Below are 24,748 nucleotides of genomic sequence, written 5' to 3'. Positions count from 1 at the left end.
TTCGATTGTTTAAAACGATAAAAAGACCTTAACGTTTCAAAGCAAACGTAAGGTCTTTTTATCTTATTGGTTTTAAGAGTTCGGAGTTAAATCTCGTACGGATAAATCCGACCGGCCTCTCCTCTCATTAGCCCTCCCGAAATTCATTCAAATCAATGCTAAGGCTTTTAAGGTTTTTAATCATCTCTACGCCGTCAAAGGTAAGGCTCTCCATTTCCGTTTCCAATACACCAGCTACATGCTTTGTTTCTTTATATTTAAAGTAATCAAAATCGGCATGTTTTCGGGTTCCACCTAGATCCTGCACACAAAGACCGATATAGGTTCCCGTAAACCGGATATACTCCGGAGATTCATCGGACAGATGTGTGATATCAACCCACTCGCCTGCTGTATTCCAAGATGAATCAGTATTTAACGCATAATAAAAGCGGGCGCGATCTTGATCCACCACAACCTTTAAACGGAGCGTGCTCACCAACTCTAGCGGAATATCCTCCAGCAGTTCGTCGTATACCCCGTATTTGGACTGAATGATCCCCAGGCAGAGCCCTTTCTCCTCATGATAAGTTACACGTAAGTAGAGATAGTCCTGGGTATCGTAGTACAAAATCAATCCGGCCATTTGCTGTGGATGGTCCGGCGCAAATTCAAGACACGTCTCGGCTTCACACTTCAAGGCCTGAAGTCTCCGTGCGATCATGCTTTGCCTGTGCGTTGAACTCATCGACTCCATGCCGTGCAATCGTATGTAACCGGGACGTTCCGTCAAGCTGAGCCAAGTCGAATCGGGTGGAATGCGAAGTGTATTCCAATCATGCCGAAGCTCAAAGTGATCAAAGTCATCCATTTCAGCAATCGGCTCAAACGGATGGGACGGGATCATCGGTGCAGGCACCTGAACCTCCGGATATCGGTCACCGCTCGCAAGTCTCAGCCAGCCGTCCTCACTCCACGTACATGGCTGAAGTGCGGTCTCACGTCCAAGAATGCAATATTTGTGCTGAACGGGTCGTCCGACCAGATGAGCCATGTACCATTCGCCGGTATGCGTTTCGACCAGACTACCGTGGCCTGCCTTTTGCAGAGCTAAATCCGGTCTGCCGTATGAAGTGAGGATCGGATTGGCAGGATCGACCTCATAAGGACCTTGTAACGTACGGGAACGTGCTGAGGTAACCGCATGCTCATAACCGGTTCCACCTTCAGCCGTAATGAGATAATAATAGTCCTTGTGTTTATACAGGTGGGGTGCTTCGGTCAGGCCTAATTCTGTTCCCTTAAATATGTTCATGGCCGGTCCGATCAGCTTATGTTCCTGGACGGAATATTCCTGAAGAACGATGCCTGCAAACCGATTTTTGCCCTTACGGTGATCCCATATCATATTGACCAGCCATTTACGTCCGTCTTCATCATGAAACAGGGAAGGATCAAAACCGCTACTGTTCAGATACACCGGATCGGACCAAGGGCCCTCGATATCCGTTGCTGTCACAAGGTAATTGTGGGTATCTTTAAAAGCGCCTACCCGGCTTTTGACATCGGTGTAGATCAGGTAAAACACACCGTTGTTGTAACTAAGACAGGGTGCCCATACGCCTCCGGAATTAATGTTGCCCTCCATGTTCAACTGCGTTACACGAGTCAGCGGAGAAGCGATGGGCCGCCAATGAACCAGATCCCGGGAATGGTGAATCCGTACACCAGGGAACCATTCAAAGGTGGAAGTGGCGATATAATAATCCTCCCCTGCTCGGCAGATGGACGGATCGGGATGGAAACCGGGAAGGATGGGATTGGTGATCATTTTCTTGATCTTATTCATGGAAGAAACCTCCGGTATGAAAGTAATGATCTGTACAACAGCAGATTCACGAAAGGTAGATATCAGTACCAGCCTAGCGCTTTTTTGCCGGCTTCCAGGGCGGTTATGATCCGCTCGACATCATATACATTCCCTCTCCAAGTCCCACCGCTGACCGATTGCAATGCAGCCCAGAGCTTTGTATCATCCGGCAAAGCCTCATCAGGCCTCATATCTGGATGAAAGGGCCTTTGTGCCAGGATGAGAGCACCTTCCTCCGGTGAAAACTCCAATTCGCCTTCTCCGACAAAGTTAATGCTACCCTCCAGCGTGTTACGATCAACCGCGATGTCAATCAGGTCTCCGTTCCGCAGCTTGCCAATCGGTCCGCCTGCCAGCGCTTCGGGGCCAACATGACCAATACATGCTCCGGTGGAAACACCGGAGAACCGGGCATCCGTAATTAGTGAAACGTATTTGCCAAAAGGCAAATGTTTAAGCGCAGATGTAAGCTGGTACGTCTCCTCCATTCCAGTTCCCGATGGACCTCGCCCGAGAAGCACAACAACGTCGCCAGCCAGAATACCTCCGGTCTTAATCGCATGGATCGCCTCACGTTCAGTGGTAAAAACCTTTGCTCTGCCACGATGACGATATACGCCATGTTCATCCAATACAGCAGGATCAATAGAGGTGGATTTGATGACAGAACCTTCTGGAGCGATATTCCCGGTTGGAAATGTTACAGTCGATGAGATTCCAAGCCGCTGAGCGTGCTCTACACTCATGATGACACTGTCTGGATCGATGCCGTCCTGCTCTTCTAACTGCTTCCGCATGAGAAGACGGCGTTCCGACGATTCCCACCAGTCCAGTACCTGACCCAATGAAGTACCTGTAACCGTTGGTACAGACTCATCCAACAGACCAAGCTGTCTGAGGTGTAGCATGACCTCCGGTACACCTCCTGCCTGAAAGACACGTATGGTCGGATAAAAGATCGGTCCATTTGGCAGGGCGCTAACCAGCCTTGGAACATTTTTGTTGACCTGTATCCAGTCCTGTACCGTGGGTACGGTTAAACCGGCGGCATGGGCAATCGCCGGTATGTGAAGAAGCAGATTGGTCGATCCGCCAAACGCAGCATGAACGGTCATCGCATTGCGAATGGATGCATCAGTGACAATGTTTGCCATCCTCATCCCCTTTGACTCCATATGGATGAGTGCACGTGACGATTGGCGCGCCATTTCAAACCAGATGGGCTGCCCGGAAGGTGCAAGCGCGGCATGTGGCACTGTCATACCCAGTGCCTCTGCTACAACCTGGGCCGTAGCCGCGGTACCTAGAAACTGACAGCCTCCTCCCGGTGTAGCACAAGCTCGACATCCTAAATCCGAAGCCATTTCCAGAGAAAGTTCCCCGTTGACGTACCGTGCACCGATGGTCTGAATTTTACCGGCATCCTCTCCATCGGTAGGCGGAAGTGTGACGCCACCGGGAACGATTACACCAGGCAATTGCGGCATGCCGGCAAGTGCGAGCATCATCGCTGGAAGACCTTTGTCACAAGTGGCGACACCAAGTACGCCTTTACGAGTTGGCAGCGAGCGAATCAGTCTGCGAAATACCATAGCGGCATCGTTCCGGTACGGAAGCGAGTCAAACATGCCGGTTGTCCCCTGTGATCTGCCGTCACACGGGTCGCTGACATATCCAGCAAACGGGATTCCTCCCCGGCTTGACAGTTCTTCTGCGGCAGCCTTCATCAGCAGGCCGACCTCCCAGTGGCCGGTATGGTAACCGAGTGCTGCCGGGCTGCCGTCTTCATTGCGTATGCCACCTTGTGTACTCAAGATCAGAAATTGTTTTCCGTTCAATTCCCCGGGCTTCCAGCCCATTCCAACATTCTGGGACATGCCGAACAAGTCGCCGCTTGGAGCATTCCGCAGCAAATCATCCGTTAAAGGCAGACGTCCGGTAGCCCCTGGAGCATGTGCTATGATATCGAAGCAGTTGGACGCGGTCTCTCCCATAATCGACGTAATCTGTTCGTACATGATAGCCTCCCACAGTTTATGACTTCACAAAGACCGTTTTGATGGCCGTGAAAAACTCGATAGCCGCTTGCCCCTGTTCTCTGGAGTGTGAACTTGACATCTTCATTCCGCCAAACGGAGCCTGCAGCTCTACGCCGGCTGTTTCTGCATTAATTCTGACCAGTCCTGCATCCATGTCCCGGATGAAAGACAACATGGCTCCGACGTTCTGTGTATAGATGGAAGCACTCAAGCCATAATCGCTATCATTAGCCGCTTCGATCGCTTCCTCCAGGGAATCTACCGCAATCAAGGCCAGAACCGGGCCAAAGATTTCTTCCCGGGCGATGGACATATGGGATTCGACCCCTTCGAATACGGTCGGCTGCACATAGAATCCCTCTTCCAGTCCCGGACCGTCCCCTCTTTTTCCGCCAGTGAGCAGAACGGCACCTTCATCTTGGCCTTTTTGAATATAACTCAGCACGGTATTGAGCTGTCCTTCGCTTGCACATGGACCCATCCAGCTTCCAGAAGACATGCCGTCACCCAGCCGAATTTCCTGGATTTGCGAGAGCAGCTTTTCTTTGAAGGCATCGTATACTTTTCGTTCAATAATGACCTTGCTGGTGGCCGTACATTTTTGCCCGGTCGATTTCAACCCACCGCTGATCGTGGCTTCCACAGCCAAATCCAGGTCAGCGTCAGCCGCGATAATAATCGGGTTTTTCCCACCCATTTCAAGTTGATACTTGGCCCCACGTGCCAGTGCTGCGCCGCCGACCCGTTTGCCCACTTCATTGGAACCTGTGAACGTTATTCCGCCCACATCCGGATGCTCAGCAAGTGCAGATCCGATCACTGAGCCTCTGCCGCATACCAGATTAAGAACGCCTGCCGGAATGCCCGCCTCTTCAAAACACTCCATTACTTTAGCCGCAGTGACCGCAGTTTCCTGAGCAGGCTTCAACACAACCGTATTGCCGTAAATCAAGGCCGGAGCCGTTTTCCAAATCGGAATGGCTACTGGGAAATTCCAAGGAGCAATAACCCCTACAACGCCAAGGGGTACGCGGGTCGTAAACATCAGCGCTTCGCTATCCGTTGATGGAATGACATCACCGGTTTTTCGCATGCCTTCTCCGGCGTAATACCTTAAGATCGCGACACCGCGCAGTGTCTCTCCTTTGGCTTCAGGGAGTGTTTTGCCCATTTCTCTGGTCATCGCCTCTGCAACTTCATCGACCCGGCGTTCCAGCACATTGGCTGCTTGAAATAGATAGTTTCCGCGTTCTGCGCCCGATAACCTCCGCCAATCTTTTGCTGCTTCCTTCGCGGCTGCAACAGCCCGGTTCAGATCCTCTACGCCTGAGGTGGGTACGTAGCCAACTACCTCCTTCCGATTCGCCGGGTTGATGCTCGGTTCGGTTTCACCGGATGTCGCCTTCACCCATTCTCCGTTAATGTAATTGCTGTATGTCTGCTCTACCTGAAATGTGGTCATCGCATTCATCCTCCTTGTGCATTAGTTTGAAATGACTGGATTAATAAGTGTCCCGATATCGCTAATGGATATTTCAATGCGGTCCCCTGGTGCAAGTGTAAAATCATTAGGGGGCACAATGCTTGTGCCTGTCAATAACACCGTACCGTCAAAGAGATCGTTATCTCTAGCCAGAAAGGAGACCAGCTCATCAAGTTTTCGGTTTAACTCACTTGTGCTTGCCTCGCTTTTGACAACTATTTCACCTTCACGATATATTTCGCAGACGATGCTGAAAGCATATGGATTCTGCACCGTTTCCGCTAGACGAATGGCCGGACCTATGGAGCAGGAATTGCGCCACATTTTTGCTTGCGGCAGATACAGCGGGTTTTCCCCTTCAATATCGCGGCAGCTCATGTCATTGCCAACGATGTATCCCACAATGCTGCCATCCGCGGCAAGCACCAACCCCAGCTCAGGCTCCGGGATCTGCCAATTGGAATCGCTGCGAAGCGTGACAGGCTCATTGGGCCCGACGGTGCGGGCTGCTGTAGATTTAAAAAAGATCTCCGGCCTTTCGGCATCGTAAACTTTATCGTAAAAGGTCTTTGCATCCAGCTTGCCTTCCGTCGCTTCATAATTTCGTGCTTCCCGGCTGCGCTGATAAGTCACACCCGCCGCCCATACTTCCGGAGCTTCCAATGGAGTAATTAGATGTAAGGAAGTCCAATCGTCAGTTAACTTGTTTAACGGTTTAAAAGCGCTTTCAACAAGTTGAACTGGAGAAATCCCCTGCTTTCTTGCTTGATGGATCAAAGTCATAAAATCTGCTTGTGGCAAACGATACGCTTGTTCATCATCCGTAACGGCTGCCAGCCACTTCTGTTGTCCGTCCAGAAATCGAATAATTCTCATTCAAGCTTGCCTCCATTTTTCCCCATCGGGTTGATAATACTACCATAGCACCCGCTATGGTTCATGACGATGTTCTAATCACTCCGACGATTTACCCTTTTCACGCATTTTTTTTCTGTTAAGATGAGGTTAGATCCATTAAACTAAGATAATTTACGAGGACAATCCGATGACAGGATGTTGGTATATAGAATAGTACAAGGGGGTTGGTTTGCTGTGACCAAGCTTTCGGATGCTGTGTATTTAGGTCGTCTGCCCGATGTTCGCATGTCTTTTCAATTATTGGGGCTGCATGCAAGAAAAGTAGATTCCAGCTGGACTTATCCGTCTCATGAACATTCAATGTACGAAGTGCACTGGATGATGGACGGGCAGATGAACATGGTTGTCAACGGGCAGTCTTATCGTCAGTCGGTTGGTGACCTTCTGTTCATCCGGCCTGGTATGACCCACTCTTGCACCGGAGCCGGACCGGAGGGGTTTACTTATTTTTCTGTGCATTTCAGCATACACGATACATCCTTTTGCAGAGAACTTAACCGTTGCAAAGACATCTATTATCCGGCAAATTCGAATTTGGCTCTGGGGCTCTCCCCTTCCCTGTCTACTTTGTATGGTCTGTCCACAGAGCATTTGTCTAGCTCACTATCTTCCTCCAAACAAATGAAGGTACATGCGGCCGTGTTTGAACTGCTCGGTTCCCTGGTCGGTCAGTTATCTCAGCAAGCATCCGTTACGTTGTCGAGAAAAGAAACTATTGCCCATCAGATTGCTGAGCACATTGAGGATTCGGTAAGATATATCCATCTTCACGGGGAAATTCAGGAGAGCGATCGAACCTGGATTCAGGACATTGCCAAGTCGCTGAGCATTAGCCCGTCACAGGTTAATCGTATTTTTCGGCAGGTATACGGCATCGCTCCACGCAAGTTTCTATCCGAAACCCTTCTGAACGAAGCGCAGCGGCTGTTAAAGCAAACCGACTTGAACATAGACCATATTGCGATGATGCTGGGGTATAAGACCAATGCGCATTTTAGTCGCCAATTCAAGCGGTGGACAGGCATCGCGCCAAGCGAATATCGCAGCCATTCGCAGCAGGCTGGAGGAGCCAACGTTGCGGATGACTAAAAGTTTAATCATAACCCCCCCCAATTGTCTGAGCCGCATAGGCTGATCGGTCAACAAAACAGCTACTGGATGACCAGCAGCTGCTTTGTTTTGTCTGGATTGCTCAGATCATGTGTTTGAGGATTACGCTAAAATAAATGATGCAAGGCTTGCACTTCCAGAACCTCTGTACGTAAAATACAAAGCCTGTATACCATCCGGAATGGTCATCTCGACTGAATAGGGTTTCCAATGATTGGTGAAATGTACCGGGATTATACCCAGGACAGGACCGTTCCATGCGGTTTTGACCTCAAATACCCCGTGACAATAACCCCGTACCTTGATCGAGACCTGGCGAATTCCTCGGCAATCAAAGTATTTAAAACCTGCCGTTGCGGATTCAACCATATTGGCGATATATCCGACTTCTTCATCACCGTCTCTACCATCCTGGGTGATCTTTGGAAAGCGGCTGTCCAACCAGGCTCCTGCCCCGAAACCTCCAGTGTACTTCTGATCATCTTTGGTCAAAAGATTACATGCAATATATGCGGGGTACTCGCCTTTTCCTTCAAGCGCTCTCCCACTTGGACCAGAGGAGGTCATTTCCACCTGAGGAATGCTGCCGTCCTCTTCAAAAGATATCTTCTCAATACAGCCCTGCCGGTTGAATGCGTCCCCATTGGTATGACGGTGATAGAAGACATACCAGTCTCCGTTGATCTCCACAATGCTGCCATGGTTATTGCCTCCATAATACATGGGTTTGTCAGCAGGTTTGTAGGAGTCGATATGGAGATCACAGTTGCTTACGATGACGCCCTGATATGTAAATCCTTTATTTGGAAATCGACTGGTGGCATAACATAATTCATGCATAACGATGGAGGAATACACCAGATAGTAGGTATCACCTCTCTTCCGAATGGAAGGCGCCTCAAAAAATTCATGGCCCTCATAACCGCTGCCCTCACTGTAAGGCTCGCTCGGTGCTACGAATATGGGTTCTTCCACAATCGTCAGCATATCCGGACCTAGCATCGTGGCCATCGCGCCATGTCTTGATTGGTCTCCGGCCGCACAGAAGCCGGTATACAGATAAGTGTGCTGTCCTTCAGTCATCACGCCGGGATCGAACTGGGGCTCGTCCCCTTCTCTTTCGCCCAGACGAGTGCCGTCGTCATATTGTACATAACCATAGAATTCATATTTACCGGCAGGTGCATCACATACAGCCACCGAAACAACGGGTACCTTATCCAGCACATAATACAGATAATACCGCCCATCGGGACCCAGCGTAACATCTGGTGCATACAAACACATATGGCCATTCGGATTCAGCGGGTCATCTGTTTTTCGGTAGATCACCCCTTCATTTCTCCAATTCCCAAGGTCATTCACGGGTGCAGACCAGCATACATAATCGTTCAGACAGAAGGCATGTCCGTTAAAACGGTCATGTGAACCATACACATACACTCTTTCATTGAATACATAAGGCTCACTATCAGGTACGTACTCCCAGGATGGAAGATATGGGTTGAACCCCTGCTTGTTCATTCCAGCTACACTCCTCATATAATTGTAATAGTACATTCGTTCTATGAAATAAAGATAACTCTCGTATAATAGAAAATAGCTTAAGTAGTGTATGGGTTATTCTTTTCTACAACTTAAAGATAAAGGGGAAGAACCATGACATCTATTTTTTACGTTGAATGTGACGCGGTGCATCAGAATCATTTTGTTTTTGATATCCCGGAAGGGCATGATGCCTGGTTATTAGTCATTACACAGACCCCTGCCCAGTTTTGGGTTGATGGACAACTTAAGGAATACCCGGCTCATTGTGCTGTACTTTTCAAACCGTATCAAAAAATATATTATCGGGCTTGTTCAGAGCGCTATATAAATGATTGGATTCGTTTTGAAAGTGATGAACCGTTTGTAACCGCCTCCCTTCCGCCAGGCACACCTTTCCCGCTGGATGATCCGGAATACTGTCATAAGCTGTTCCAATTGCTTGTTGCAGAGCATTCCTTTCAGAACGATTACCGGGAATCATCGATCAATTGCTTGCTGCGAACCTTGTTCAATAAATTGCTTGAGTCTTGTGTCCAAGAGGATATTAGTCCTCAGCACTATCCTCTGTTGAAGCTTCGAACGGCAATTCATAACCATCCCAGCCATCCTTGGACCATATCGGAAATGGCGAAGATCATAAACGTCAGCCCGGGGTACCTGCAGTTGATGTACAAGAAATCGTTTGGCCTCTCGTGTATGGAGGATGTTATTCATAGCAGAATACGTTTGGCCAAAGAATATCTCAGACATCATTTGTATACGGTTGCAGAGATTGCCGATCGATGCGGTTACCGTAATGTCGAGCATTTTTGCAGGCAGTTCAAACAAATGACCGGTTCCTCGCCCAAACAGTTTCATAAACGACGTGAAGGTGTCCCGGCTGACTTAACAGAGTTGGGATATAAATCTCACTTTTAAGGGGGATGTACTTAGATCAATGGAAAAATTCCCACTCTGTCCAATAGGCGTTTACATACTTTAGCCATTTAATCGGTATAAACGTCATCGAGGTTGTTAGCGTTCTCTGCTGTCATTTTAAGTTAAGGTTTTAGACTGTATGATGCAATGACATATTCTCAAGCATGATTGATCAATTATCATATTGTGATACCTTATAATGGCATCTTATTTTTTGCATATGCAGCCGCGCCGATCATTCCTGCTTGCCCACCTAACTTTGCTTGTACGATAGGACATACAACGGATGAGAGATGCAATGCATGATTTTTAACCGTGTCACGTACTGTATTCAGCAAGCGGTCACCGGCTGCCGACATTCCTTCACCAACAATAATCACTTCTGGATTGAATAGATTGATTACATTGGAAAGACCAAATCCAAGAGTCTTCCTGATTGGAATCCTGGAGCTTAACCCCATTTCGAACTTTTTGGATTATTTATCTATACTTATATCTCCAAACAAAAGAAGTCACTAATTTAGTGACTTCTTCTGACATAAAGTTTCCTATTATAAATTTTCTTTAACTTAAAAGGTTCTGATTCATCAATCCTTAATTAAGGGTTCTATTGGGATGAAGAGCACGAGCCATTGCATCCATATAACCCTTAACAGTACTTTGACTCACTTCTGTTTCTGGAGCAAGAATTTCGAAAAGGTGGAAGCAACCTGGATAGAGGTGAAATTCTACATCCACACCTGCTTGTGCTAATCGTGCCACATACTCCATCGTCTCGTCTCGGAATAGATCGAGCTGACCTACACAAGTATAGGCTGGTGGCAATCCGGCCAAGCTCTCTGCTCTCGAAGGTATTGCATAAGAAGAACTTCCACTGATATCGTTCTCCTCACCAAGGTACATATTCCAAGCAGCCACGTTGTCCGTTCGGTTCCAGATTGAACCCTCTTCTGTAATCTCATGACTAGATGGCGTGATGTTACGATTATCTAACATCGGATACAATGGCATTTGGAAGATAATAGACGGACCTCCTTTATCACGTGCCATCAGCGCGAGTGCTGCTGTCAGTCCTCCGCCACCGCTAGCACCGGCAATCGCAACCCGATTCACATCAATGCCAAGCATTGCTGCTTCCTCCGTCATCCAAACCAATCCAGCATAACAATCTTCAATCCCCGCAGGATAAGGGTGCTCAGGAGCGAGCCTATAATCGACTGATACGACAATACATTCTGCTGTCTGAACAAAACGTTCGCACAATTTGTCGTCCATATCTGGATGTCCTAACACGTACCCACCCCCATGAATCCATAACATGGCTGGTAGTAAATCATTCGTTCGGCTGGCTCATAAATTTTGACCAGCATCTCACCTCCATCCCTCGGAATTTTCCGGCTAGTTGTGTTTACATGCTCTGATTTTTTCACCGATGCAGCCGATACTAAGTTTCTGCTCCACTCTAAATTTTTCTCCAATTCAAACCCTGGAAATTGTGAATATACCTCTCTTAATTCTGGTAATATACGTGTCTCAATACTCATGATAATTCCTCCAAATATAATAATGAATTCGTTCATTTATGTTTTTTAGTTAATCCTTATCTCATTTCAGCTTCCCACTTGGAAATTTCCTCTCGTACTCGCGGTGCAACCTCTTTACCGAGCAGTTCTATAGCCTGCATTACCAACTCATGTGGCATCGTGCTTAAGGGAACATACATCATGAAACGTGTAATTCCTACATGCTTGCGCAGATGAATAATTTTTTGAGCAACTGTTTCCGGATCCCCTACATACAACGCACCATCAGAGCTGCGGGCAGCGTCATAGCTGGAACGATCGTAATATGCCCACCCCCGCTCTTTGCCGAGTTTATTCATGCCGTACTGAGTGGACGGGAAAAAGAGTTCTGCGGCTTTTTCCGTATCTTCTGCAACAAATCCGATAGAATGTGAACCTACCCGAAGCTGTGATACATCATGACCAGCATGAGTTGCCGCCTTTTTATACAGTTCTACAAGTGGCGCAAATTTCGTTGGATTACCACCGATAATTGCCAGAACTAGTGGCAGACCTAGAATTCCAGCACGTATGGCAGACTCCTGAGTACCTCCGCTACCAATCCATACAGGTATAGAATTCTGAACAGGCCGCGGGTATACCCCCAGATTATGTATCGCTGGTCGATGGCCTCCACTCCAAGTTACTTTCTCGGATTCCCGTAATTTAAGAAGCAGTTCAATGTTTTCATTAAATAAATCCTCGTAGTCATGCAGGTTATAACCAAACAGTGGAAAGGACTCAATGAAGGAACCTCGACCCGCTATAATCTCGGCACGTCCATTGGAGAGACCGTCAAGCGTGGCAAAATCCTGAAACACACGGACAGGATCTGCTGAAGATAGGACCGTCACAGCACTTGTCAATCGAATCCGTTTTGTGAGGGGCGCCGCAGCGGACAACACCATTGCTGGTGAAGATGCGGCATAATCATCACGATGATGCTCACCTATGCCAAACACATCAAGTCCTACCTGATCTGCAAGGACGATTTCTTCCACGACTTCTCGCAATCGCTGTGCGTGACTCATCACAACTCCGGTCTTAGTATCAGGCTTTGTTTCTACGAATGAAGTAACACCTATTTCCATAATTAATCTCTCCTTATATTTTTCTTTCCTTAAGAGGAATGCTCAAGACAACGGATTAAAGCCGTCCAATCCAACTCACCATAACCATGGGTAATACCTTCAGAGAGGTGTTGATGAATAAGCTGACCTAAAGGGAGTGGAGCTTGAACTGACTTGGCTGCCTCGATAGCTAATGCAACATCCTTTAACCCGAGCTTCATTTTAAAACCGGCTGGTTCAAATCGCTGTTCGGTCATGATCGCTCCATAGTTCTGATATACCGGAGATTGAAAAAGAGCATTCACAACATCCATATATCGGGACGGCTTAATGCCGTGCTTTTCAACCATGAGCTGCGCTTCCGACAATGCTTCCAGCATTGAAGCAATTAGAAAGTTAACGCCTATTTTGACAATGTTACCTTCTTCGCCATGATCCCCAATCTCAAATATCTCTTGACCTAGTACTGTTAACATGGGAAGTACTCGTTGTCTTGCATGTTCCGGACCAGCTAAAATAATGCGCAATGTAGCTGCTTTAGCCGCATCCGGGCGCCCCATTACGGTGGCAGACACAAAGTGCTGGTGTCTCTCTACATGCAAAGCGGATAATTTCCTAGCCAGATCTACGCTGATTGTACTGGCAGATACGTGAATTCCATTTTCAGATAATCCGTTCAGAACTCCATTTGGTCCCTCAACAATTTCTCTCAATGCAGCATCATCAGATAACATGGTAATTACAAGATTGCTTTCTTTCGCTGCCTCTAGTGGTGTTTGGACATACCGTGCTCCCTGTTTTATTAATGGTTCAGCTTTTTCAGGGGTCCGATTAAAGATGACTACGTCATAACCCGCTTTCAACAGGTTTTGTGCCATTGGAAGGCCCATATTTCCAAGTCCAATAAACGATACCTTCATTGGTTGCATCTCCTTCTTGTTGATGGATTGTTTCAATAACGGAATGAATGTTCCAGAATGATCAAAAAAATTATGGTTTTACAGATACTCTTCAAATGGAACCTTCAAAATATGAGAAACACAATAACGGAACAATCATTCCAATATTGCTAAAAAAAATTATATCCCTGCAATTACAAAGCTAATCATCTCTTTTGCACGTTCTGGATTTTGACCTGTTTTGGCCATAATATTTATGCTTTGATGTAAATTCAGCAATAAATAAGACACTGTTTTGATATCTGTTGTTTTATCTATCTCTTCTGATTGTTGGCCCTTCTCCAAAAGCTCACAAAATGCTTGTTCCAACTCCGAAAAACTAGTCTGTATCAAGACATTTACCTGTTCATCTGATGACTCCAATGTTGTAGCTGTATTTGTTACAAAACATCCGCCCGGTAGGCTGGTATCGTATGCTGAAGCAATATGATACTCAAAAAATTGAAGAATTCCATCTTTAACGTTTGATGCTTGTTCAAGAATGGTCTGCTTATTGGAACTCCCTTTTTTATAATGCTCCAGGGCATCTCTGTACAAGGTTTGCTTGTCGGAAAACGTATCATAAAGGCTGGATCGGCTAATGCCCATCACTTCTAGTAAATCCGGTATGCTAGCAGCCTCGTATCCTTTTTTCCAAAACAACAGCATCGCTTGGTGCAACGCTTGATTTTTGTCAAATTCTTTAGTCCTGGCGATAAGTAACACCTCCCGTTTCAGAAATATAACATATCTGAACTGATCAGTCCAGAAAAGAATTTTGCCGGTTGTTAATCGTTATTAAAAATTTATCCATTGAATAATATATGAGCATATTTTACATCTAACTCCAAAAATATTAACTTTGTTATACACCAAAAAGATCTCTTGAGCAGTGAATGCTGAAGAGATCCTCTTTTTATTTTACTCATAAGCAAGAATTTACCCATCACTGAAATTACACTGGATCTGGAGTTCCAGTCCTGCTTCTCGATTTCTTAAATAGCAGTATGGCAAGAAGTAAAGCAATTCCTACAGCTCCAAACCCCAACCAATTTAAATACAGGACAGATGTACGACTGATCACAATCCCACCTAATCCAGATCCTAGTGCAAAACCAAATTGGATAAATGACGTATTTACGCTAAGGGCAATGTCGGGATTACGAGGTGCCAGTGTAACCAGATATAGTTGCTGGGCCGGAGATATGCTCCACGTTGCTAACATAAAAATCATTAAAACCAAGATTAATATCATAAGATTAACTCCAGCTAGAGCAAACAAAAGAAGAGTTATGCCTTGTAACAGAAGGCCTAGACAAATTGTAAACTTTGATCCCTTTGCATCTGCCAATTGTCCGCCCACTTTTGATCCGACAAAGCTGCAAATTCCCGCGAGAAACAGAACACCGCTTATTTCAGTCATAGAAAGAGTGGATGTAGCTTGCAAGAAAGGCGTAATATACGTGAACAGTGTCGAATAGCCGCCGATATACAATAATGTAATAAGCAAGGCAGTCAGAATGAGTGGATTTTTTAAAATGGAGAGCTGCATTTTGAGCGTGATCTTTTCTTCCTCTTTGATTGCCGGAACCTTTTTGTAGATAATAAGTAATGGAAGAACACTTAACAATCCAATGAATATAAATAGAACTCTCCATCCAAACATTTCACTAAAAAATGTGCCCAATGGGACACCGAGCACTAGCGAACTGCTTAGCCCCATCAAAATGATGCCGATGGCATTGCCCCTTTTTTCTTTTTCAACCAGTCGTGTCGATACGGCCATCGCTACTACGGTAGCCACTCCTCCGCTAGCCCCTTGAATAATTCGCACCCATAGTAAAGTTTCATAAGAAAGGTCAACAAGCATAAGTCCGTTGCTGGCAATAAACACACTGAGGGCGGACAACAGTAACTTCTTGCGATCCATATTTATTGTAATTGCAATGAGAATCGGAGCGATAATGGCCGCTGCCAGAGCGAATACAGTCACCAGTAAACCCACTTCGGAAGTAGATACGCTCAAGTCTGAGGCGATCATTTCAATGACTCCTGTAATAATGTATTCAAGGGTTCCAATCAGAAAAACAGCCAATGCCAAGATATATATAATCCATTTATTTTTCACTTTAATCCACTCCGTCTTCTTCAGTTATCTATTCTTCAGTTATCTATTTAGTATTGGGATTTGTATTTCTATAAACTGTACATCTTGTTCTTGAGATAAGGGTAAGTATAACTCCCTACCAGCTCCGTTCTCCTTGATCTGATAGTTATTATTCTCAATCCATGTAGCTAGATGAACACAGGCTTTACAGGCAAAGGTGGCATTGGAACGATAAGCTATGGTGGCCATCATGGGCTCGGCAGGAAGAGTCCGCAGTTGAAATGGGTCGGGAGGTGATCGCAGCTCACAGTTTAAGAAGTAACCTATTTCAAACTCGAACTCTTCCTCTTGTCCTGCGATTTCTTTCCACAAAACAACCTGAGGTCCGTCGATCAGTTGGCGCATTTCTTTTGTTAATGATTGATCAAACTGATGAAATAAACTCGGGATATCCTCTTCCCTCCCACACCCTGTCTGAAAAAGAAACTGCCGAGCACCCTCCTCTTTGATTCGAATTTCTTGTCCAGTTTCGACGTGCCCCTCTTCCTCTATAAGCTGCATGCGTTCCTCAATCCGGACGAGTTTGGCTTGTTCCGTATCGATAACCTGCTGAATTTCGCTTCTTTTTAGCTTAAACATGCCTTGAATATTCTCCAATGTAATATGCTCCTGTAACAGCTGTGTGATTTGTGGCAACGTGAACCCCAATTCTTTATAAATGAAGATTCGGTTAAGCTCGAGAAGCTGATCTGCGGAATAGTAACGGTAACCCGTATCGTGATCTACCTTTCTCGGCTTAAGTATGCCAATCTGGTCATAATAACGCAGTGTTTTTAATGAGACTCTACTTAGCTTGGAAAACGCACTGATTTTGAACAACATATCATCTCCAATCTTTTAACATAATGTGAGTATATAGTTTCCCGTACAGGGGAAAGTCAAGGGTGTATATGCTTCTCATTTGCCTAGCTAAATCAATCACCGTCCTTGTCATCACTCTATGTTGCTGTTATGGGTAAGTCAAAGAAGCGTTTTTGAATGAAACGTTCATTATTTTTGAACAAAAAAATGCCACGCATGGTGGCATCCTTTCGGTACGCATTCAAATATCCTGCTCAGCATTACTTTTTTTAAATAAACAGATTATGATTGGCTTGTGATGCTTGTCCAAGATAGTAACCGACACCACCAATTTTGACTTGGTCTATTAATTCTTCACGCTGAATTCCCATTAAATCCATGGACATTTGACAGGCAACGATCTCTACTCCTTGAGCAATTGCGCTCTCAATCAATTCTTCCAACGAAGGCACATGATGTTTTTTCATCAAACCACGGATCATTTTCGGGCCTGCTCCGAGCATATTCATTTTGGACATGCCAAGCCTCTGGCTGCCGCGAGGTAACATCATATCAAACATACGACCGATCATAGTTTTGGATAACTTCTGCGGTTGCGGCTTACGAATAATACTCAATCCCCAAAACGTGAAAAACAGGGTTACTTTCCGTCCACTGGCTGCTGCGCCATTTGCAATAATGAGTGAAGCAATCGCTTTATCCAGATCACCACTGAAAACAACCATCGTGCTGGCAGGATCGCTGATTGGGGTATTTGATCCGGGTTGTGCCGTATTTTTAACAATGACAGACTCAATTGTACCGCCTTTCAGTCTTTCCAACTGCAAGATTGTGGAACCCGACATTGTGGCCCATGCTTTGACATCTTCATAGAATCCTGGATCGGAAGCTTTCACGCGAAGGGTTTCTCCGTTCGAGAGTTGATCCATTTTCTGCTTAACCTGAATTAGCGGACCAGGACAACTTAATCCGCATACGTTCAACTCATGATCAATACGCTGCGGCTGTGTTGAGGGAGTGGGAATAGACTCCTTTTCCTTATCGTCCACCGCAGGATCATGATGATCTTGTTTTACAGCAGTAAATGGAGCAGGCTTAAACTGGGCTTGACGGTATGTTTTATAACCACCACTCAAGTTTTTTACACTAAAACCATGCTGGCGCAAAATTTGCGAAGCTGTATAACCACGTAAGCCGACTTGACAGTATAGCCAGATTTCTTTGGATGGGTCTAATTCATCTAAACGTTGACGAAGCTCATCAACTGGAATAGAGATTGAGTCCGGAATATGACCATTTTGATGCTCAATTTCACTGCGAACATCCAGAAGTATCGACTGCCCCGGCTGACGATCAGCCAGTTGATTATAGGTGAACGTCTGAACACGTCCAGTGATCATATTCTCTGCTGCATATCCAACCATATTTACGGGATCTTTGGCAGAAGAATAAGGTGGTGCGTAACTCAGTTCAAGCTCTGTCAAATCCCGTACATGTCCTCCGAAATGAATGGCTACAGCAATATCATCAATTCGTTTATCCACTCCATCATAACCGACTGCTTGTGCGCCCAAAATTTTACCTTCCGGAGTAAACAGCAGTTTAAGAGTAATTGCGCTTGAACCTGGATAATACGATGCATGAGAAGCAGGGTGTACGATAACGGTTTGATAGTCCACGCCAAGACGCTGTAGTGTTTTTTCATTACTGCCTGTCGTAGTTGCGGTCATTCCAAATACTTTGATAATGGACGTACCTTGTGTTCCTCTATAGGTAGAAGGAAGCCCTGCGATACGGTCGGCAACAATACGGCCTTGTTTGTTGGCAGGTCCGGCAAGTGGTATCGTTGCCTTCGTACCATGAATGGTTTCCGTTACTTCGATGGCATCCCCAACAGCATAGATATGTGGCACACTACTTTCCAAGGCTTCATTTACGATAATATGTCCACGTGCACCCAGCGAAACGCCGCTATCTTTCAAAAAATAGGTGTCCGGCATTACGCCTATCGCAAGAATAACCATGTCAGCTGTCAACACATGACCATCGGCAAGTTCAACCCCTATGCCCTGCTCCAGGGAATGAAATCCCTGAACACGTTTGGAAAACAGCAGGTTTACACCATGATTCTCCATTTCCTGTGCTAATGCGGCTGCTAACTCGGTATCATAGGGTGTGAGTACTTGTGCGTTCCCCTCAATCAGCGTTACATCCAGACCAGCTTCCTTTAAATTCTCAGCCATTTCCACACCTATAAATCCACCGCCTATGACAATCGAAGACTTGTTGTTAGACGAACTTACTTGGTCTTTGATCCGATCAATATCTGGAATACTTCGTACGGTATATATTAGTGGATTGTCCTTACCCGGCAGATCGGGAATGATCGGTTTTGCACCTGGTGACAATATCAACTCGTCATAGCTTTCTTCATATGCACCGCGCTCCTGGGATTGTATCTTAACCACTCGCTTCTGCGAATCAATAGCTACGACCTCACTTCTTGTACGCACATCGATACGAAAGCGATCTGCCATCCCTTTTGGCGTTTGCACCAGCAGACGCTCTCGATCATCGATTGTGCCACCTATATAATAAGGTAAACCACAATTGGCAAATGAAATGTAGGGCCCTTTCTCAAAGATAATAATCTCGGCATGTTCATCCAGACGGCGAAGACGTGCAGCTGCAGATGCACCTCCAGCTACACCGCCAACAATGAGTACTTTTTTGCTCATGATTCACAATCATCCTTTTCAAATAAAGTTTTGATAATCTGTTCAACCCGTTGATCGGCAAGCACATAGTTCACTTCAAGACCATTCCGCTCCGTAGCAACAATACCTGCACTACGAAGTTTCTGGAGGTGTTGTGAGACTGTTGATTGGGGAAGATCCAGACATTCCTGCATATAAGAAACATTACATTTTTTTTTCATCATCAGTCCGCGCACAATGCATAAACGAATGGGGTGAGACAGAGCTTTCAGCAGATTAGCTGGTTCATCGAACTGTTTAATGTTATTGCTGTCAAAAGCGGGAGTGTTCAAAAGTATTCCTCCTAAATCGTTATATCGTAATAATACGATTTATTGATTCTCCTGTCAAATGTATTCTGGAGTTAATGCGTTTAATAAGTTCCATACACGCTCAACCCTACTGTTTTGGCTTGTTCCAGGTGGATGATAAAAATGCCTGCCAAAACCGCTAAAAGCGACATTTGACAGGCAATCATGCTGTATCAGTTCTTCATATAATAGCGATTTAACTGAAGGTCTTTTATTAGAGTATAACAGGCTGAATCAGTCCGTCCTTACCAAAAAGAAGCGGGTCCATACATATTTCGCGGTGATACCCCTTTCCAGAGGAAAATCTAGATAGTGGGGTGACAAAACGGTGATAGGCAATCTGGTATTGACCTGTTTCGGAATCATTAAATATACAGTGATGACCTGTGCCCAGTATGCCCTTCTCCACATTTTTGCTCAGGATTGGGTATCGATAGGTAATTGGACCATATAATTGCTCTGCCGTACCATAATTCACATGATAGTCTTCGCTACCTGTGTCATCACAGGACCATGTAAAGTGGTATAGTCCACCCTGCTTCAACACGGTTACCGCCTCACGAAAATCATGCAAGCCCGCCAGATTGCTCATTGTGTCCTCAACGACACTTATCATGTCTTCACCAAGCTCCACAATAGCACCATGTCCATTGCCAAATAGCAGATACGGTCTTCCATCATCTTCGACATAGATGGAGGGATCAATAGCTTGGCCCATAGTAATGCCCAGACGTTTCAATTGCTCCATTGTGATTAAAGGCTGCGACTCGGCCAGAAATGGACCAATCGGTGTATCTGCTACAGCAACGCCAATGGCACTCTCGTCGTTCAGCATTTTGCCACAGAAATAAAAATAGAACTTTTCGTTACGGCTGGCAATTGCCGGTGCCCAGGCATTACCGGTTGCCCAAGCTACATCCTCTGTTCCCAGATCAAGGATCACGCCTTCGTCTTGCCAATGCTTCAGGTCTGAAGAAGAAAACACCTTAAACTGTGTACCCGACCACCCCTCGAAGCCATCTGTTGTTGGATACATATAGTAGCGATCCCCAAACTGTGCGACATCAGGATCGGCATATTGTCCGGGAAGCACCTGATGACCATCCCCAAAAGCCGCGAGAAGCCGGCTGCACTCCTCAGCTGTGATTGGCAGGACACTTCCATGCCGCTTCTGAGTTGATCCCATATCAAAATCACCATCAGGGACGATTCGGAATTCTCCACTTCCCAGATCCGTAGTCAGCAGAGGAAGATAACCCTTGCCTTCAGCAAATCGATCAACAATCAGGCACCATTCCTCCCTGTCATTGAATTTAAAGATTTGAGGTCCCTCCACTCCTGCCATAGCCTCCAGTACCGGGGCTTGCAGCGTAACAAACGCCTCTTTGTCGAGAGAGTCTCCTTTTTCTACCCGTATGTTTTTGGTTGTTTCATCCTTGGAGTATCGATAATAAGATCCATCCGCAGGAAGAATCGTTGTATCTATAATGTGATTATCCCGTTCAATGTATTTTTCCGATGCAGAAAACGTACGAAAGTCTTTTGTGCGAGCGCTATATATTTTTTGCTTTCGTTCTTGCTCCTGAGGTTCCTGCGTCGCAGAAGCCCAGAATACAAGAAACTCATCTGCCATTTCATCATACACAGCTTCTGGTGCCCAGACACATCCAGCGCCCTCAACACCTAGTGTAACGTTCCATGGGGATGACCAGTTTACGAGATCGCTGGATTCCCATACAATTACGTCACGGCTCCCGGCATTAACGGCTTGAGACCATCCTTTGCCGCTTGCGATGCGGAGATCCGTAGCAATCAGATAAAATTTATTATCCTTGACTGAACGAACCAGAAACGGGTCCCGTACCCCCTTTTCTCCAAGGTCGGAAAACAGCACAGGTGATCCGCCATTAAGGTCCTTCCAGTGAAGACCATCCTCGCTATAAGAGAAATAAACCTGCTCTCCATCTGGTTGTTCGCCAATAAAATGTACAAAGAGATACCCATCATAATTTGGAGTTGTTTTGGTCAATGGTAAAGAGCCTCCTGAAAATGAAATTGATTGTATACTAACAGTAATATAAAAATGAAAGCGTTCTACTTATGTTGTATCATACTTCAAAAACAGCGGAATGAGTATATTTTGTAATCTCGTATGTAGAAGATCATGTGAATCTTTCGCAGGAAATATATTGCCCTGATTGGAATGTTTGACTTGCTCCTCATGCAAAGAAATTAAAGTTATCGCCGTATTTGTTTATTTTACCTCAAGTATACAAAGTTCTTGGTGTTCATTTACATATAAATGCTAATCTTTTTAATGATGAACAAATGAATATAGATTCATGCATTCATTTTTGTTGTTGAGATATTACGAGGAGGAATCATTGTGAAATTATCCAAAAGAGTATTACCAGCGGTAGCGCTGACTCTGGCTGTATCGGCTTCTACTCTCTTGTCTGCAGGACAAGCAAGTGCGGTTCAAGCTGTAAGTGTGGAGAAAAAACAAATCAAGAACATCATCTTCCTCATTGGGGATGGCATGGGGACCTCTTATACTTCCGCCTACCGTTATATGAAAGATGATCCTTCGACGAAGGGCATGGATAAAACCGTATTCGACCCTTATCTGGTTGGAGCACAAATGACCTATCCGGATGATGATAAACAAAATGTGACGGATTCCGCTTCTGCAGCAACGGCAATGTCGGCAGGTGTAAAAACCTACAATGCGGCCATTGCGGTTGACCCTGAGCAGAAGGAAGTCAAAACCGTACTTGAGCAGGCAAAAGAAAACGGGAAAGCCACCGGACTCGTGGCTACATCGGAGATCACTCATGCCACACCAGCTGCATTTGGTGCCCATGATATCAGTCGAAAAAATATGGATGCTATTGCGGACGATTATTATGATGAGTTGATTAATGGCAAGCATAAGGTGGATGTACTTCTGGGTGGAGGGAAATCCAATTTTGTACGCGAGGGTCGTGATCTGACGAAGGAGTTCCAGAAGGCCGGATTCAGCTATGTGACGGATCGTTCCTCTCTCCTTGCAGATAAGAATCAACAAGTTCTTGGACTGTTTGCGGACGGAGGGCTGGACAAGTTGATTGATCGTACTGCTGCAACTCCATCATTAGCTGAGATGACCAATACAGCGATTGATCGCCTCAGTTCGAACGACAAAGGATTCTTTCTAATGGTCGAAGGCAGCCAGATCGACTGGGCAGGACATGATAATGATATCGTTGGTGCGATGAGTGAAATGGACGATTTCGCAGCAGCATTTCAGGCAGCTATTGATTTTGCCAAAAAAGACGGTGAAACACTTGTCGTAGCTACTGCCGACCACTCCACAGGTGGACTTACGCTTGGAAAAGACGGAGAATACAACTTCTTCGTAGACCCGATCAAAGCTGCACTACGTACACCTGACTTCATGGCAGCACAAATTGCAAAAGGTGCTTCGGTTGAAGAAACACTGAAAAGTTATCTGAAACTGGAGTTGAAACCTGAAGAGATTCAATCGGTGAAAGAAGCAGCCAAAAGTGCGGATGTAACAAAAATTGATAATGCCATTGAAGCGATTATTGATAACCGTTCATTTACCGGCTGGACAACAGGTGGACATACAGGTGAAGATGTTCCGGTCTATGCCTACGGTCCGGCAAGTCATCGCTTCGCCGGTTTGATCGACAACACAGATAATGCCAAGATCATATTTGATATTCTCAGTAAGCACCAGTAAAAAAAATCCCTAATAAATTTCGGTAAAACTTTGAAAAAGCTTAAGCCCTTGTCTCCAGTTGTTGCCGATGGAGACAAGGGCTTTTAATTGATCATTCGTGTACTTGACGAAGTGTTATATTATCTTCCCTTGACTTTTAATACATTCTTTATACCAGTAGAAAGAATCTTTTTTAACTCGCTTTAATGAACCCTTCCCATCATTGTCTTTATCGACATAGATTAAGCCATATCTCTTTTTCATCTCTCCTGTTCCGGCACTGACAAGGTCAATGCAACCCCAAGGAGTGTAACCTATCACTTCGACCCCGTCTTCCAGAATGGCTTTTTTCATCTCACTCACATGCTGTCTAAGGTAATCAATCCGATACGGATCATGCACTGACCCATCCTCTTCGAGCGTATCCACTGCGCCTAAACCATTCTCTACAATAAATAGCGGGATCTGATACTTATCATACAGCCAGTTTAATGTAATCCGGAGACCTACCGGATCAATTTGCCATCCCCATTCACTGGCAGGCAAGAGCGGATTTTTATAACCGCTTATTTCATTCCCCTCACTCTTGTCCTGATCGGTTGGATTAGCCATAACGACAGAGCTGGAGTAATAACTGAATCCGATATAATCTACGGTTCCTTCTCTCAGAATCAATTCATCCTCAGGAGCAGTTTCAATTTCTAATTGATGCTGCTTCAGGAACCCATAATATGAGCGTGGATATTTGCCTCTGACATGTACATCGAGAAAGAAGTAAGCTTGTTGAAGTTTTTTGACCTGGGCAAGCACATCATCAGGGTCGCATGTAGCTGCGTATGATGTTGGATGAAGGAACATGCCGCCGATCATAAAGTCCGGGTTGATCTCTTTACCAAGCTTGACTGCTTTGGCACTGGCTATCAGCATATAATGCGCAGCCTGGTACATGGTCTGAAGTTTGTTTTCCCCATCGTTCCACTGAATGCCTCCCGGCTTCCATGGCTTGCGCACAATCATATTGATTTCGTTAAACGTCATCCAGTACTTAACCTTTGTCCGATATCTGGTGTAGACTGCTTCGCAGAAGTTTAAATAAAAGTCAATCAATTTACGATTGCGCCATCCCCCATATTCCGTCACTAGATGATATGGCATTTCGAAGTGAGATATGGTGACTACTGGCTGAATCCCGTATGCCAAACAGGTGTCAAACAAGTCATCATAGAATTGCAGACCTTCCTCATTCGGTTCCGTCTCATCTCCGTTTGGAAATATCCGTGTCCACGCGATGCTGGTTCGAAAGCATTTGAATCCCATCTCATGAAACAACTGAATATCTTCCTTGTATCTTGTATAAAAATCACTAGCCTGATGACTAGGGTAATATACATTCTCCTCAATTCCCTGTGTAATTCTTCGCTCCAAGCCATGTGTTGCTGCTGTCATGACATCTGCAACACTGACTCCTTTGCCGCGCTCATTCCATCCACCTTCTAACTGGTTGGCCGCTGCAGCGCCTCCCCAAAGAAAGTCTTCAGATAATTTACTCATATT

18 protein-coding genes and 1 pseudogene are annotated in these 24,748 nt (G+C 45.5%); 3 read left to right on the top strand and 16 right to left on the bottom strand.

Annotated elements, in window-relative coordinates; all coding sequences use genetic code 11:
- Positions 1-127: 127 nt before the first annotated feature.
- The 4 genes from QNO02_RS15590 to QNO02_RS15575 all read right to left on the bottom strand — a co-directional run bounded on the left by QNO02_RS15590 (position 128) and on the right by QNO02_RS15575 (position 6,247).
- Positions 128-1,828 carry a glycoside hydrolase family 43 protein gene (locus QNO02_RS15590; protein WP_289389219.1) on the bottom strand — a complete coding sequence of 567 codons (1,701 nt, stop codon included), beginning with the start codon at positions 1,826-1,828 and terminating at the stop codon, positions 128-130.
- Positions 1,829-1,890: 62 nt separating this feature from the next.
- A complete protein-coding gene (locus QNO02_RS15585; RefSeq protein WP_289389218.1) occupies positions 1,891-3,867 on the bottom strand; it encodes a YjhG/YagF family D-xylonate dehydratase in 1,977 nt (658 codons plus the stop codon).
- Positions 3,868-3,883: 16 nt separating this feature from the next.
- Positions 3,884-5,350: an alpha-ketoglutaric semialdehyde dehydrogenase GucD gene (gene gucD, locus QNO02_RS15580; protein ID WP_289389216.1), complete on the bottom strand. Its 1,467-nt coding sequence runs from the start codon at positions 5,348-5,350 to the stop codon at positions 3,884-3,886.
- A gap of 21 nt (positions 5,351-5,371) precedes the next feature.
- On the bottom strand, positions 5,372-6,247 hold the full coding sequence (locus QNO02_RS15575) for a fumarylacetoacetate hydrolase family protein (protein WP_289389215.1): 876 nt from the start codon (positions 6,245-6,247) through the stop codon (positions 5,372-5,374).
- A gap of 216 nt (positions 6,248-6,463) precedes the next feature.
- On the opposite strand from QNO02_RS15575, the gene QNO02_RS15570 reads away from it, so the two are divergent.
- Positions 6,464-7,378 (top strand): AraC family transcriptional regulator, encoded by a 915-nt coding sequence (locus QNO02_RS15570; RefSeq protein ID WP_289389214.1) that lies wholly within the window; start codon positions 6,464-6,466, stop codon positions 7,376-7,378.
- Between the two features lie 123 nt (positions 7,379-7,501).
- Here QNO02_RS15570 and QNO02_RS15565 read toward each other — a convergent pair whose 3' ends face one another.
- Positions 7,502-8,923, bottom strand: coding sequence for a family 43 glycosylhydrolase (locus tag QNO02_RS15565; RefSeq protein WP_289389213.1), 1,422 nt, complete (start codon positions 8,921-8,923; stop codon positions 7,502-7,504).
- 135 nt (positions 8,924-9,058) lie between these two features.
- Here QNO02_RS15565 and QNO02_RS15560 point away from each other — a divergent pair, with 135 nt between their 5' ends.
- On the top strand, positions 9,059-9,865 hold the full coding sequence (locus tag QNO02_RS15560) for a helix-turn-helix transcriptional regulator (RefSeq protein ID WP_289389212.1): 807 nt from the start codon (positions 9,059-9,061) through the stop codon (positions 9,863-9,865).
- 194 nt (positions 9,866-10,059) lie between these two features.
- On the opposite strand, the gene QNO02_RS15555 is transcribed toward QNO02_RS15560, so the two are convergent.
- From QNO02_RS15555 to QNO02_RS15510, 10 genes and pseudogenes are all read right to left on the bottom strand, one after another.
- Entirely contained in the window at positions 10,060-10,326 is a 267-nt protein-coding gene (locus tag QNO02_RS15555) for an ROK family protein (protein ID WP_289389211.1), read from the bottom strand.
- 133 nt (positions 10,327-10,459) lie between these two features.
- A pseudogene (locus QNO02_RS15550) lies at positions 10,460-11,409 on the bottom strand (alpha/beta hydrolase).
- 56 nt (positions 11,410-11,465) lie between these two features.
- On the bottom strand, positions 11,466-12,518 hold the full coding sequence (locus QNO02_RS15545) for an LLM class flavin-dependent oxidoreductase (protein WP_289389210.1): 1,053 nt from the start codon (positions 12,516-12,518) through the stop codon (positions 11,466-11,468).
- A gap of 29 nt (positions 12,519-12,547) precedes the next feature.
- On the bottom strand, positions 12,548-13,417 hold the full coding sequence (locus tag QNO02_RS15540) for an NAD(P)-dependent oxidoreductase (protein ID WP_289389209.1): 870 nt from the start codon (positions 13,415-13,417) through the stop codon (positions 12,548-12,550).
- A 159-nt stretch (positions 13,418-13,576) separates the two neighbouring features.
- A complete protein-coding gene (locus QNO02_RS15535; RefSeq protein WP_289389208.1) occupies positions 13,577-14,161 on the bottom strand; it encodes a TetR/AcrR family transcriptional regulator in 585 nt (194 codons plus the stop codon).
- 229 nt (positions 14,162-14,390) lie between these two features.
- Positions 14,391-15,563 carry an MFS transporter gene (locus tag QNO02_RS15530; RefSeq protein WP_076327522.1) on the bottom strand — a complete coding sequence of 391 codons (1,173 nt, stop codon included), beginning with the start codon at positions 15,561-15,563 and terminating at the stop codon, positions 14,391-14,393.
- Positions 15,564-15,602: 39 nt separating this feature from the next.
- Complete coding sequence (locus QNO02_RS15525; RefSeq protein ID WP_289392796.1) at positions 15,603-16,421, bottom strand: MerR family transcriptional regulator; 819 nt, start codon at positions 16,419-16,421, stop codon at positions 15,603-15,605.
- Positions 16,422-16,672: 251 nt separating this feature from the next.
- Entirely contained in the window at positions 16,673-19,141 is a 2,469-nt protein-coding gene (locus QNO02_RS15520; RefSeq protein WP_289389207.1) for an FAD-dependent oxidoreductase, read from the bottom strand.
- Positions 19,138-19,452: an ArsR/SmtB family transcription factor gene (locus QNO02_RS15515; protein ID WP_036615511.1), complete on the bottom strand. Its 315-nt coding sequence runs from the start codon at positions 19,450-19,452 to the stop codon at positions 19,138-19,140. Before QNO02_RS15515 ends, QNO02_RS15520 begins: the two co-directional genes overlap by 4 nt.
- 232 nt (positions 19,453-19,684) lie before the next feature.
- On the bottom strand, positions 19,685-21,499 hold the full coding sequence (locus QNO02_RS15510) for a glycoside hydrolase family 43 protein (RefSeq protein ID WP_289389206.1): 1,815 nt from the start codon (positions 21,497-21,499) through the stop codon (positions 19,685-19,687).
- 357 nt (positions 21,500-21,856) lie between these two features.
- Here QNO02_RS15510 and QNO02_RS15505 point away from each other — a divergent pair, with 357 nt between their 5' ends.
- A complete protein-coding gene (locus QNO02_RS15505) occupies positions 21,857-23,215 on the top strand; it encodes an alkaline phosphatase (protein ID WP_289389205.1) in 1,359 nt (452 codons plus the stop codon).
- Positions 23,216-23,329: 114 nt separating this feature from the next.
- On the opposite strand, the gene QNO02_RS15500 is transcribed toward QNO02_RS15505, so the two are convergent.
- Positions 23,330-24,745: a 6-phospho-beta-glucosidase gene (locus tag QNO02_RS15500; RefSeq protein WP_047843087.1), complete on the bottom strand. Its 1,416-nt coding sequence runs from the start codon at positions 24,743-24,745 to the stop codon at positions 23,330-23,332.
- Between the last annotated feature and the right edge of the window lie 3 nt (positions 24,746-24,748).

This window comes from Paenibacillus sp. PK1-4R (genome assembly GCF_030369595.1).
Lineage (GTDB): Bacteria > Bacillota > Bacilli > Paenibacillales > Paenibacillaceae > Paenibacillus.
Note: the sequence above shows the minus strand (reverse complement) of the source record. Positions and strands in the feature narration are given on the sequence as shown.